The sequence below is a fragment of the Streptomyces sp. NPDC104831 genome (assembly GCF_055583025.1).
This window is the reverse complement of the sequence record NZ_JBVJOT010000016.1, coordinates 61,691-73,527: the sequence shown is the minus strand read 5'-3', so window position 1 is coordinate 73,527 and position 11,837 is coordinate 61,691. Positions and strand designations below refer to the sequence as shown.

Sequence of the window (11,837 nt, the reverse complement as noted above, 5' to 3'; positions counted from 1 at the left end):
GCGCTCAGTCGAAGGAGTACGCCATGTACTGCTCCGGGCGCTCCAGCGGCCGGAAGCCCAGCTTCGCGTAGACCCCGTGCGCGTCCTCCGTGGCGAGCAGCAGCCGGCGCAGCCCGAAGGGCGCCAGGTGCTCGCGGATCCGGCCGACGAACGCGGTGCCGACGCCCTTGCCGCGCACCGACGGGTCGACGTACACATCGGCGAGCCAGGCGAACAGCGCCCGGTCGGTGACCACGCGGGCGTACGCCACCTGCTCGCCCGAGGCCGTGGCGTAGACCCCGAAGTTCAGCGAGGACGCCATCGCCCGCTCGTGCTTCTCACGGGGGCGGCCGACCGCCCAGTACGCGTCGGACGACAGCCAGCCGTACACGCGGTCGACGTCGACGCGGGCGGGGTCGGCGGAGAACTCGTAGCCCTCGGGGAGGCCGGATGCATCACTCATACGGTGATCCTCACAGGCCGCCCCCCGTACGGACGAGCGGTTTTCACCGCACCTCGTCGCACGCCGCCCGCAGCCGGCGCACCCCCTCCGCGATCTCCCCGGTGCCGGCCACCGCGGCGAAGCTCAGCCGCAGGTGGGCGGCGGGCGGTTCGGCGCTGAAGTAGGGGCGGCCGGGGGTGAGGGCGACGCCCGCGCGCAGCGCCGCCGCGGTCAGCGCCGCCTCGTCCAGGCCCTCGGGCAGCCGCAGCCACAGGTGGTAGCCGCCGGCCGGGACGTGCGGCAGGGCCAGCTCGGGCAGCTCCCGGGCGAGCGCCCCCGTCATGGCGTCGCGGCGGGTCTTCAACTCGGCCGACAGCGCCCGCAGATGGCGCGGCCAGGCCGGGGAGCCGACGAGTTCGAGGGCGGCCTCCTGGAGCGGGCGGGGCACGAAGAAGCTGTCCACGACCTGGATCGCCCGCAGGCGTTCCAGCACCGGGCCGCGCGCGGCCAGCGCGCTCACCCGGAAGCTGGGCGAGGTCGCCTTGGTCAGCGAGCCGACGTGGACGACCACGCCGTCCGGGTCGTCGGCTGCCAGCGGGCGGGGCAGCGGCCCGGCGTCGGCGTGCACGAGACGGCGCACGAAGTCGTCCTCGACGACGAACGCGCCGGCCTCGCGGGCGATGCCCAGCACCTCGGCACGCCGGGCGGGGGCCAGCACGGCACCGGTCGGGTTCTGGAACAGCGGCTGGCAGACGAAGACCCGGGCACCGGTGGCGCGGAAGGCGTCCGCGAGCAGGTCGGGGCGTACCCCGTCGGGGTCCACGGGCACCGGGACGGGCCGCAGCCCGGCCGCGCGGGCGAGCGCCAGCATGCCCGGGTAGGTGGGCGACTCCACCAGCACCGGGGCGCCGGGCGGGGCGAGCGCGCGCAGGGCGGTGGCGAGGGCCGCCTGACCGCCCGCGGCGATCAGCACCTCGGCTGCGGTGACGGCGCCGCCGATCCCGCGCGCGAACCACTCCCGCAGTTCGGGCAGCCCCTCCAGCGGCGGTCGTTCCCAGGCGCCGGGCCGCCGGCCGGCCCGGGCCAGGGCCGCCGCCATGGCCCGCTCCGGTTGCAGACAGGGGTGCGGATAGCCGCCGCTGAACTCCAGGACCCCGGGCGGCGGGGCGGCCAGCGACACGGTGACGCCCGAGGCGTCCACCGTGCGCGGGACGAGGTCGGCCGCGCCGTCCGCGCTGAGGGCGACCTCCTGCCAGGAGGTGTCCCCGGCGGTGCCCTGCGGGCGGTGCGGCCGGGCCTTGTAGGCGCCGGCGCCGGGGCGGGTGACCACAAGGCCCTCGGCGGCGAGTTGGGCGAGGGCCCGCGAGACGGTGACCGGGCTCACCCGGAACCGTTCCACCAGGGCCCTGCTCGACGGGAGCTTTCCACCAGGTGAGTAGCGGTCGAGTTCCTGTCGGAGCTGCTCGGCCAATTCACCCACACTGCTACGCTGTTGCATGAGAACACAGAGTAGCGCTACTGTCGCGAGCCCGATAGCGGTCACCGCTCCCGAAGACCTGCGGGGCCTCGGGACCGTCCAGGCCGGGCTCGGCGTGATCGCCTTCTCGCTGACCTTCCCGGCGACCGCCTGGGGCCTGGAGGGCTTCGGCCCGTGGTCGCTGGTGGCGGTGCGCGGGGTCCTCGCCGCGCTCGTCGCCGGGGGCTGTCTGCTGGCGCTGCGGGTGCGGCTGCCGGCGCGCCGCCATCTGGCCGGGCTGGCCGTGGTCGCCGCCGGAGTGGTGCTGGGCTTCCCGATGCTGACCACGCTCGCCCTCCAGACGTCCACCACCGCCCACGCGGCCGTGGTGGTGGGGCTGCTGCCGCTGACCACCGCCGTGTTCTCGGCCCTGCGCACCGGCGTCCGGCCCTCCCGCCGGTTCTGGCTGGCGGCCGTGGCGGGCGCGGCGGCCGTGATCGCCTTCACCCTCGCCCAGAGCGGCGGCGCCCTCACCACGGCCGACGCCTACCTCTTCGCGGCGCTGGTGGTCTGCGCGGCCGGCTACACCGAGGGCGGCCGGCTGGCCCGGGTGATGCCGGGCTGGCAGGTCATCGGCTGGGCGCTGGTGCTGTGCCTGCCGCTGAGCGTGCCGGCCACCGCGGTGGCGTTGGCGTACGAGCCCGTGCACCTGACCGGGCACGGCGTCGCCGGGCTGCTGTGGGTGGCCCTCGGCTCGCAGTTCCTCGGTCTGGTCGTCTGGTACCGGGGCATGGCCGCCATCGGCATCCCGCGGGCCAGCCAGTTGCAGTTGGCCCAGCCCCTGCTCACACTGGTGTGGTCGGCGCTGCTGCTGGGCGAGCACTTCACGGTGGCCGCACCGCTGACCGCCGTGGCCGTGCTCGTGTGCATCGCCGTCACGCAGCGGTCGTGAGCGCAAGGAGGGCCCAGATGCACGCGTCCAAGGGCGACCGGCTCATCACACACGGCAGGGTGGTGGGTCAGCACGACCATGTCGTGGAAGTGGTCGAAGTACTCGGTCCCGAGGGCAACCCGCCGTACCGCGTCCGCGCCGAGAACGGACACGAGACGATCATGTCCCCCGGGCCCGACTGCCAGGTGGAGCACAGGAAAGAGCGACAGGTGTAGTCAGCGCGGTGGCGTCGCCGGCCCTTGGTAGTGGTCGGCGACCACGCGCGCCATCGCCCCGGCCGGGTCGGCCGCCAGGTCCCCGGCGGCGAAGAACACGTGCCCGCGCACCCGCGGGTGGCGGGCGGCGAGGGTGAGATGCCGGGACAGTTCGGCCGGGTCCTGCCAGGCCGGCGGCTGCCCGGCCGCGCCCGCCTTGTACAGGGCCTCCCCGATGTACAGGTGCGTCGCGGTGGACCGGGCGGCCTCGGCCCACCAGGCGACGAGGGCCGCGTAGTCGGCGGCGGGGTCGCCGATGTGCCAGTACACCTGGGGGACGACATAGTCGATCCAGTGCTCGCGGACCCAGGTGCGGGTGTCCGCGTACAGGTCGTCGTACGTCTGGACGCCCGCCCGGGTCGCGGAGCCGCGCGGGTCGGTGGCGGCGTTGCGCCAGACCCCGAACGGGCTGATCCCGAACCGGGTGCCGGGCCGGACCCGGCGGATCCCCGCGGCCGTCTCCCGCACCAGCCTGTCGATGTTGTCCCGGCGCCAGGCGGCCCGGTCGGGGAAGGCCCCGCCGTGGCGGTCGTACGCCTCGTCGTCGTCGAAGGTCTGCCCGGCGACCGGATAGGGGTAGAAGTAGTCGTCGAAGTGGACGGCGTCGACCGGGTAGCGGGCGACCGCGTCCAGCATCGCCCGCTGCACGAAGGCGCGGACCTCGGGCAGCCCCGGGTTGTAGTAGAGCCGGCCGCCGTACGGCACCACCCAGCCGGGGTGCCTGCGGGCCGGGTGGGAGGCGGTCAGCCGGGTGGGGTCGGTGTGGTTGGCGACCCGGTACGGATTGAACCAGGCGTGCAGTCGCAGGCCCCGGGCGTGGGCCTCCTCGACGGCGGTGCCCAGCGGGTCCCAGCCCGGGTCCCGGCCCTGGGTGCCGGTGAGCCACTCGGACCAGGGCTCGTACGGCGACGGCCACAGCGCGTCGGCGGCCGGCCGCACCTGGAGGATCACCGTGTTGAGCCGGGCGCGGACGGCGCGGTCGAGGTGGGCGGTCAGCTCGGCGCGCTGCCGGGCCGCCGTGAGGCCGGGCCGCGAGGGCCAGTCCCGGCCCGCGACCGTCGCGATCCAGACGCCCCGCAGCCCGGCGGCGGCCCGCGGCCCGCGGTGCGGCGGACCCGCGGCGGGAACGGCGCCCGCCCCGGGCGGCGACGCGCCCGGGCCGGGGGCGGGCACGGCCAGGGCGGACAGCGCGGCGCGGGCGAGGACCCGCCGCGAGACGCGTGCCATCAGGCACCTCCCCGTACACTCCGGATCCGCTCGCTCACGGATCGTTCCGCCGTCCAGGATGCCCCCACCCGGGCGATCGATCATCGATACTTGGCGGTAACGTGCACGATCGGAGCAGGCGCCGAAACCCGGGGGTCCTGCCAGCCAGCCGGAAGACCAGCGAAGGGGACGATGTGACCGACATCGAGCGCGTCGGAGTCGTGGGCTGCGGCCAGATGGGCGCCGGCATCGCCGAGGTGTGCGCCCGTGCGGGACTGGACGTGAAGGTCGCCGAGACCACCGGCGAGGCCCTGGAGATCGGCCGTACCCGGCTGTACAACTCCCTGGCCAAGGCCGCCGAGCGCGGCAAGATCACCGAGGCGGAGCGGGACTCCGCCCAGGCCCGGCTGAGCTTCACCACCGACCTCGGCGAGTTCGCCGACCGGGACCTGGTGATCGAGGCCGTCGTGGAGAACGAGCAGGTCAAGACCGAGATCTTCCAGGTGCTCGACCAGGTGGTGGCCCGGCCGGACGCCATCCTCGCCTCCAACACCTCCTCGATCCCGCTGGTGAAGCTGGCCGTCGCCACCTCCCGCCCGGACCACGTGGTCGGCATCCACTTCTTCAACCCGGCCCCGGTGCAGCAGCTGGTCGAGCTGATCCCGGCGCTCACCACCTCCGAGGGCACGCTGAGCCGCGCCCAGGTCTTCGCCGAGAAGGCGCTCGGCAAGCACGCCATCCGTGCCCAGGACCGCTCCGGGTTCGTGGTGAACGCGCTGCTGGTGCCCTATCTGCTCTCCGCGATCCGGATGTTCGAGTCCGGCATCGCGAGCCGCGAGGACATCGACAACGGCATGGAGATGGGCTGCGCCCACCCGATGGGCCCGCTGAAGCTGTCCGACCTGATCGGCCTGGACACCATCGTCTCCATCGCCAACTCGATGTACGCCGAGTACAAGGAGCCGCTGTACGCCGCTCCCCCGCTGCTCCAGCGCATGGTGGAGGCGGGCCGGCTCGGCCGGAAGACCGGGTCGGGCTTCTACACCTACGGCTGATTACGAAGAGCGACGCCCAGCGGGCCCGGCACCGGAGTACGGTGCCGGGCCCGACTGTTTCACACACCGTGTGCGCGCCGGGCACACAGATGCCCGCCGCACACGCTCCCCATGCACCCACCAGGCGAGTTGACTCATCATGCGCATGCAAGGGATGCGGAACCCATTCATTTCGACTACCGAGAGGAGCGGACCCGTGACCGTCGAACCGGAGCATCCCGTGGTCCATGGAGAACTCGCAGAGTTACGGCGCCGCCTCGATGTGGCGTACGCCCGCGTCGAGGGAGGCCTGGCACTGCTCCGCCACCGCACCGAGGAGACCGCCAAGGAACTGGACGATCTGGACTCCCGGATGGCCTCGCTGGAACACGCACGCTGGCCGCTGCCCTCGCTCGCCGCGCTGACCGCGGTCGGCGCGCTCGTGGTGACGCTGTGGCAGGCGTTGTCGGCCCATTAGCCCTCGGCGAGCCTGAGGTGGTGCAGCAGCAGTAACGCGGCCGCCATGTTGGCGGCCGGGACCTCCCCACGGGCGATCAGGTCGGGGACGAGTTTGAGGGGGACCCACTCCCGCCGGTCCGACTCGAAGTCGTCCACGGGGTGTCCGACGTACTCGCCCCGGTCGGACCAGTAGACGTGGTGCCGGGCGTCGGTGAGTCCGTTGGACGGCTCCACGCTCATGAGGTGGTGCAGGGGCCCCGGCCGCCAGCCGGTCTCCTCCTCCAGTTCCCTGGCCGCCGCGCGCGCGATGTCCTCGCCGTCCTCGACGACGCCCGCCGCCAGCTCCCAGCCCCAGCTGTCGGTGATGAAGCGGTGCCGCCACAGCAGCAGCACCTCGTTCGCCTCGTTGACGATCGTCGCCACGGCCACGGGCCGCAGCCGGATGACGAAGTGGTCGAGGTGCCGGCCGTCCGGCAGCTCGACATCCGCGAGATTGACACGGAACCAGCGGTTCCCATACACGGTTTTTTCACAGTGTTTCGTCCACTGCACGGTATGCCACCTTCCGTCGGGGAGTGGCAATATCGCAGCAGGGACCGGGTACCCCACAGTGGGCCTACAACGGCACGCGCAGCGCTCCGTCGATCAGTTCGGCGGCCTCGGCGGTGCCGGCCGAGCCGCAGCGCACCAGATGCTCGCGCACCGCGCGCAGGCGGTCGCGCAGCCGCTGGGACTCCATCCCCCGGGCCTGCTCCGCCATCTGCACGGCGGAGGCCGCGGCCCGGTCGGCGTTGCCCCGGCGCAGCTCGATGGTGCTGAGCATGGCCAGCCGGTGCACCCGCCCCCGGTCGTGGGCCGGGGTGCCGACGGCCGCCGCCGCGTGTTCCCGGGCCGCGGTCAGGTCGCCGAGGCTGAGCAGCGCCTCGGCCACCTGCACATGGACCAGCCCCGGCTGCACGTATCCGGTCTCGTCGGGCTCGTGGCCGCGCCGGATCCGCTCGGCCGCCGTCTCCGCGCGCCGGATGCGGGACAGCGCGCCGCCGCCGTCGCCGAGGTGGGCGTACGCCTTGGCCTGCATGGCGTACAGGTCGGAGGCGAGGGCCGGGGTGATGTGCCGGCCGGCGGTGCGCAGCGCGGCCTCGGCGAAGGCGACGGCCTGCCGGTACTCCCGCATGAACAGCGACTGGTTGACCAGCAGCGCGATCACGTACGCCCCGAGCCCCCGGTCCCCGCTGGCCTTGGCGAGCCTGAGCGCCTGGTGGAAGTAGCGCTGGGCCAGTCCATGGGCGTCGGAGTCGTACGCGCAGATGCCGGCGATGGCCACCAGGGCGCCCGTGGCCCGGTGCAGCTGGCGTCCGGTGGCGTCCGGATAGCTGCCCCGCAGCAGCGGCGCGGCCTCGGCGTTGAGGAAGCCGACGACCCGGGAGCGGGTCGCGATCCCGCCGGCCTTGCGGTACATCTGCTCGTAGTGCGTCCGGGCGGCACGCAGCACCTCGATGTCGGCCGCGGTCACCCGCTGCCGGCCGCCCCGGGACACGTCGACGTCCTCGGGCGGGTTCTCCCACTCCCACACCGGCATCACGGCGGGCGTGCCGGTGACCGCGGGGGCGCCCAGCACATGGGGCCGCTGCTGTTCGTCCGACCGCCACAGGGCGGTGGCCCGCTCCACGAACCCGCCCAGCGAACCGGCGTGCGCACCGCTCGGCTCGCCGGGCACGCCGAGCCCGATGTCGTCGAGCGTGACGGGCCGCTGGAGCCGGGCCGCCAGCACCTCGCAGATCAGGTCGGGCACCTGGCCGCGGGGCCGCTGGCCCTTCAGCCACCGTGCCACGGCGGTGTGTTCGTAGCGCAGCGCGAGACCGCGTCCGCGGCCCGCCTGGTTGACGTGGGCGGCGAGGCCGGCGTGCGAGATCCCCGCCTCGTCCAGGATGGCGTCGAGCAGAGTGTTGGGCTGCATGGGATGACCCCCGGATGGCCTGGTGCGGTCAGCGTAGTGGCTCCGCCTTCACACGGGGTGTGAACCGGGCTCCGGGGCGGCCGCGGTCGAGGACGCGCACCTCGCCGTCGGGCCGGTCCCCGGGAACAGGACGCCGACCGGCTGCCGCCGGACCGGGACCCGGATGCGGATCATGCCTGCGGTCCCCGATGTGGCCCGACAGGGAAATCGGACCGGCCCCGAAAGGACGGTCCGACTCCGCCGGTGGCGCCCCCCGGAGGAGGCGCGGGGAGCCGCGCGGCCGGCCACGGACGAACCGCGACCGGCCGCGCGGGGAACCCTGGACGGCGCTCAGCCCCGCAGCACCGCTCCCGTGCGCTCGCCCGCGAGGGCGACCGCCGCGTCGCGCGCCGCGGACGCCTCGTCCACGGTGAGCGTCCGGTCACCGGCGCGGAACCGCAACGCGTACGCGAGCGACTTGCGGCCGTCACCGAGCTGCTCCGCGTTCTCGTACACGTCGAACAGCCGGATGGACTCCAGCAGTTCGCCCGCGCCCTCGCGCAGCGCCGCCTCGACCTCCGCGGCCGGCACGGGCTTGTCGACGACGAGGGCGACGTCCTGCGTGGCGACCGGGAACGCGGAGATGCCCGGGGCCCGCACCACGCCGTCGCCGGCCGCCTCCAGGGCGTCCAGGTCCAGCTCCATCGCGCAGGTGCGCTCGGGCAGGCCGAGGCTCTTCAGGACCCGCGGGTGCAGCTCGCCGGCGTGGCCGACGACCTTCTCGGTACCGCCCGCGGCGACCGCCAGCTCGGCGCACCGGCCGGGGTGCCAGGGACCGTACTGGCCCTTGCGCACGATCAGCTCCGCACCGGCCTCGCGGGCGAGGGCGCGCGCCGCCTCGACGGCGTCGGCCCAGTCGGCCGGGCGGCCCTTGCCCCACCAGCCGGCCTGCTCGCGCGCCCCGGCGAGGACGACGGCCGCGTGCCGCGGCTGCTCGGGCAGCACGGCGTTCAGCGCGGCGATCTCCTCGTCGGTGGGACGCCGGTCGACGGGCAGGTGCGCGGCGGCGCGGTTCTCCTCACGCGGGTGGAAGACCAGGCCGGTCTCGAACAGCGCCAGGTCGTGCGAGCCCCGGCCCGCGTTGCGCCGCAGGGCGCCGAGCAGGCCCGGCAGCAGCGTGGTGCGCAGCGCGGGTTCCTCGTCGCTGAGCGGGTTGACCAGCTTGACGACCCGGCGGGCCGGGTCGTCGGCGGCCAGTCCGAGCTGGTCGAAGACCTGCTCGCCGAGGAAGGGGTAGTTCGGCGCCTCGACGTACCCGGCGCCGGCCAGCGCGCGGCCGGCCCGGCGGTGCAGCCGCTGGCGGTGGGTCAGACCGCGGCCGGAGGGGGGCTTGGGCAGCGTGGAGGGCAGGTTCTCGTAGCCCTCCAGGCGGATGACCTCCTCCGCGAGGTCGTTCGGGTCGGCCAGGTCGGGCCGCCAGGACGGGACGGTGACGATCAGCTCGTCCTGTCCGTAGACGTCGCAGCCGACCTCCTGGAGACGGCGCACGACGGTCTCACGGCCGTAGGTGACGCCCGCGACCTTGTCCGGGTGGTCGGCCGGGAGGGTGATGGTGTGCGGCGCCGAGGGCGCGATGACCTCGGTGACCCCGGCCTCCGCCGTGCCGCCCGCGAGCAGGACCAGCAGGTCCACGGTGCGCTGCGCGGCCGCGGGGGCGGCCTGCGGGTCGACGCCGCGCTCGAAGCGGCGGGACGCCTCGGACAGCAGCTTGTGGCGGCGGGCCGTACGGGCGACGGAGACGGCGTCGAAGTGGGCGGCCTCGATGACCACCTCGGTCGTCGCGTTCTCCACGTCCTCGTGGTCGGCGATCTCCGTGTGGGCGCCGCCCATCACGCCGGCGAGCCCGATCGGGCCGCGCTCGTCGGTGATGACCAGGTCCTCGGCGTGCAGCGTGCGCTCGACGCCGTCGAGGGTGACGAGCTTCTCGCCCTCCTCCGCCCGGCGCACGCCGATGGTGCCCTGGACCAGTTTCCGGTCGTAGGCGTGCAGCGGCTGGCCCAGCTCCATCATCACGTAGTTCGTGATGTCCACGGCGAGCGAGATCGGGCGCATGCCGACCTTCTGCAGCCGGCGCTGGAGCCAGAGCGGGGAACGCGCCTCGGGACGCAGCCCGGTGACCGTGCGGGCGGTGAAGCGGTCGCAGCCGTACGGCTCGGAGACCTGGACCGGGTGGCCGAAGGCGTTCGGGGCCGGTACGTCGATCAGGGCGGGGTCGCGCAGCGGCAGGCCGTAGGCGATGGCGGTCTCGCGGGCCACGCCGCGGATGGACAGGCAGTCGCCGCGGTTGGCGGTGACGGCGATGTCCAGGACCTCGTCGACCAGTTCCAGCAGCTCGATGGCGTCCTTGCCGACCTCGGTCTCCGGGGGCAGCACGATGATGCCGTGGCTGCCGTCGTCGCCCATGCCCAGCTCTTCGCCGGAGCAGATCATGCCGTGCGAGACCTTGCCGTAGGTCTTGCGCGCGGCGATGGAGAAGCCGCCGGGGAGCGTGGCGCCGGGGAGGACCACGACGACCTTGTCGCCGACCGCGAAGTTGCGGGCGCCGCAGACGATCTCCTGGGGCTCACCGGTGCCGTTGGCCCGGCCGACGTCGACCGTGCAGAAGCGGATCGGCTTCTTGAAGCCCTCCAGCTCCTCGATGGTCAGCACCTGGCCGACGACCAGCGGGCCCTTGAGGTCGGCGCCGAGCTGCTCGACGGTCTCGACCTCCAGGCCTGCCGAAATGAGCTTGGCCTGGACGTCGCGGCCGGTCTCCGTCGCCGGCAGGTCGACGTACTCCCGCAGCCAAGAAAGCGGGACCCGCATCAGATCTCCATCCCGAACGGCCGGGTGAACCGGACGTCACCCTCGACCATGTCTCGCATGTCTTCGACGTTGTGGCGGAACATCAGCATCCGCTCGATGCCGAACCCGAAGGCGAAGCCGCTGTACCTCTCCGGGTCGACGCCGCAGGCGGTGAGCACCCGCGGGTTGACCATGCCGCAGCCGCCGAGCTCGATCCAGCCCTCGGACGAGCAGGTGCGGCAGGGCCGGTCGGGGTTGCCGACGGACTCGCCCTTGCAGACGTAGCAGAGCATGTCCATCTCGGCGCTCGGCTCGGTGAAGGGGAAGAAGTTCGGGCGCAGCCGGGTCTTCATGCCCTCGCCGAACAGGGACTGGACCATGTGGTCCAGGGTGCCCTTGAGGTCGGCCATGGTCAGGCCCTCGTCCACGGCGAGCAGTTCGACCTGGTGGAAGACCGGGGTGTGGGTGGCGTCCAGCTCGTCGGTGCGGTACACGCGGCCGGGGCAGATCACGTAGACCGGCAGCTCGCGCTCGAGCAGGGAGCGGATCTGCACGGGCGAGGTGTGGGTGCGCAGCACCACGCCGGACTCGGCGCCGCCGTCCGGGCCCTGGACGAAGAAGGTGTCGGCCTCGCCGCGGGCCGGGTGGTCCGGGCCGATGTTGAGCGCGTCGAAGTTGAACCACTCCGCCTCGGCCTGCGGGCCCTCGGCGACCTCGTAGCCCATGGCCACGAAGATGTCCTCGATGCGCTCCGAGAGCGTGGTGAGGGGGTGGCGGGCACCGGCCGGGACGCGGTCGTACGGCAGCGTGACGTCGACGTCCTCCTCGACCAGCACCCGGGCGTCGCGCTCGGCCTCCAGCTCGCTCTGGCGGGCGGCGAGGGCCTTGTTCACGGCGCCGCGGGCCATGCCGACGCGCTTGCCGGCCTCGGCCTTGGCGTGCGGGGGCAGGGCGCCGATCTCCCGGTTGGCGAGGGCCAGCGGGGAGGCGGGGCCGGTGTGGGCGACCTTGGCCTCGTGGAGCGCGTCGAGGGAGTCCGCGGCGGCGAAGGCGGCGAGCGCCTCGTCCCGCATGCGCTCGATCTCTTCCGGTTTCAACGCCTCGACCTCGACAGGGTCGTACGACTTATTGGGTGCCGACATCTCTTCCCGTGCTTCCGATTGTCCCCCAGCTGACGCTGGGAGGTGCCCCCTGGCGGATGGTCCCCGTCACCGACTCGAGGGCCGAGTGCAGGACACAAAGGTGCCAAAGGCCGAGTCTAACGGGGCGGAGGTG

11 protein-coding genes are annotated in these 11,837 nt (G+C 73.7%); 4 read left to right on the top strand and 7 right to left on the bottom strand.

Annotated features, from left to right (window positions below; genetic code table 11):
* Positions 1 to 4 precede the first annotated feature (4 nt).
* Entirely contained in the window at positions 5 to 442 is a 438-nt protein-coding gene (locus ACZ63H_RS13790) for a GNAT family N-acetyltransferase (RefSeq protein WP_469864564.1), read from the bottom strand.
* 43 nt (positions 443 to 485) lie between these two features.
* Entirely contained in the window at positions 486 to 1,919 is a 1,434-nt protein-coding gene (locus ACZ63H_RS13785; RefSeq protein WP_469864563.1) for an aminotransferase-like domain-containing protein, read from the bottom strand.
* Between ACZ63H_RS13785 and ACZ63H_RS13780 the strand changes: the two genes are divergently transcribed.
* Positions 1,918 to 2,829 carry a DMT family transporter gene (locus ACZ63H_RS13780; RefSeq protein WP_469864561.1) on the top strand — a complete coding sequence of 304 codons (912 nt, stop codon included), beginning with the start codon at positions 1,918 to 1,920 and terminating at the stop codon, positions 2,827 to 2,829. The two genes, ACZ63H_RS13785 and ACZ63H_RS13780, sit on opposite strands and share 2 nt — an antisense overlap.
* Positions 2,830 to 2,846: 17 nt before the next feature.
* Positions 2,847 to 3,044, top strand: a complete 198-nt coding sequence (locus ACZ63H_RS13775; protein ID WP_469864559.1) for a DUF1918 domain-containing protein — start codon at positions 2,847 to 2,849, stop codon at positions 3,042 to 3,044.
* On the opposite strand, the gene ACZ63H_RS13770 is transcribed toward ACZ63H_RS13775, so the two are convergent.
* Complete coding sequence (locus ACZ63H_RS13770; RefSeq protein ID WP_469864557.1) at positions 3,045 to 4,310, bottom strand: glycoside hydrolase family 10-like protein; 1,266 nt, start codon at positions 4,308 to 4,310, stop codon at positions 3,045 to 3,047. It abuts the gene before it with no gap.
* 173 nt (positions 4,311 to 4,483) lie between these two features.
* On the opposite strand from ACZ63H_RS13770, the gene ACZ63H_RS13765 reads away from it, so the two are divergent.
* Complete coding sequence (locus tag ACZ63H_RS13765) at positions 4,484 to 5,344, top strand: 3-hydroxybutyryl-CoA dehydrogenase (protein WP_469864555.1); 861 nt, start codon at positions 4,484 to 4,486, stop codon at positions 5,342 to 5,344.
* Between the two features lie 196 nt (positions 5,345 to 5,540).
* A complete protein-coding gene (locus ACZ63H_RS13760; protein WP_469864553.1) occupies positions 5,541 to 5,801 on the top strand; it encodes a hypothetical protein in 261 nt (86 codons plus the stop codon).
* Here the strand turns inward: ACZ63H_RS13760 and ACZ63H_RS13755 are convergent.
* From ACZ63H_RS13755 to pheS, 4 genes are all read right to left on the bottom strand, one after another.
* Positions 5,798 to 6,334: an NUDIX hydrolase gene (locus ACZ63H_RS13755; protein ID WP_469864551.1), complete on the bottom strand. Its 537-nt coding sequence runs from the start codon at positions 6,332 to 6,334 to the stop codon at positions 5,798 to 5,800. The two genes, ACZ63H_RS13760 and ACZ63H_RS13755, sit on opposite strands and share 4 nt — an antisense overlap.
* A gap of 64 nt (positions 6,335 to 6,398) precedes the next feature.
* Positions 6,399 to 7,739, bottom strand: a complete 1,341-nt coding sequence (locus ACZ63H_RS13750) for a transcriptional regulator (RefSeq protein WP_469864549.1) — start codon at positions 7,737 to 7,739, stop codon at positions 6,399 to 6,401.
* A 330-nt stretch (positions 7,740 to 8,069) separates the two neighbouring features.
* Positions 8,070 to 10,583 (bottom strand): phenylalanine--tRNA ligase subunit beta, encoded by a 2,514-nt coding sequence (pheT, locus tag ACZ63H_RS13745; protein ID WP_469864547.1) that lies wholly within the window; start codon positions 10,581 to 10,583, stop codon positions 8,070 to 8,072.
* Positions 10,583 to 11,704 carry a phenylalanine--tRNA ligase subunit alpha gene (pheS, locus tag ACZ63H_RS13740; protein ID WP_469864545.1) on the bottom strand — a complete coding sequence of 374 codons (1,122 nt, stop codon included), beginning with the start codon at positions 11,702 to 11,704 and terminating at the stop codon, positions 10,583 to 10,585. The genes pheT and pheS overlap by 1 nt, the downstream gene beginning before the upstream one ends.
* Positions 11,705 to 11,837 lie beyond the last annotated feature (133 nt).

Excerpts from the sequence above, each read along its gene's own strand:
- ACZ63H_RS13790 (WP_469864564.1), bottom strand. The coding sequence starts at position 442 with ATGAGTGATGCATCCGGCCTCCCCGAGGGCTACGAGTTCTCCGCCGAC.
- ACZ63H_RS13780 (WP_469864561.1), top strand. The coding sequence starts at position 1,918 with ATGAGAACACAGAGTAGCGCTACTGTCGCGAGCCCGATAGCGGTCACC.
- ACZ63H_RS13785 (WP_469864563.1), bottom strand. The coding sequence starts at position 1,919 with ATGCAACAGCGTAGCAGTGTGGGTGAATTGGCCGAGCAGCTCCGACAG.
- ACZ63H_RS13775 (WP_469864559.1), top strand. The coding sequence starts at position 2,847 with ATGCACGCGTCCAAGGGCGACCGGCTCATCACACACGGCAGGGTGGTG.
- ACZ63H_RS13770 (WP_469864557.1), bottom strand. The coding sequence starts at position 4,310 with ATGGCACGCGTCTCGCGGCGGGTCCTCGCCCGCGCCGCGCTGTCCGCC.
- ACZ63H_RS13750 (WP_469864549.1), bottom strand. The coding sequence starts at position 7,739 with ATGCAGCCCAACACTCTGCTCGACGCCATCCTGGACGAGGCGGGGATC.
- pheT (WP_469864547.1), bottom strand. The coding sequence starts at position 10,583 with ATGCGGGTCCCGCTTTCTTGGCTGCGGGAGTACGTCGACCTGCCGGCG.
- pheS (WP_469864545.1), bottom strand. The coding sequence starts at position 11,704 with ATGTCGGCACCCAATAAGTCGTACGACCCTGTCGAGGTCGAGGCGTTG.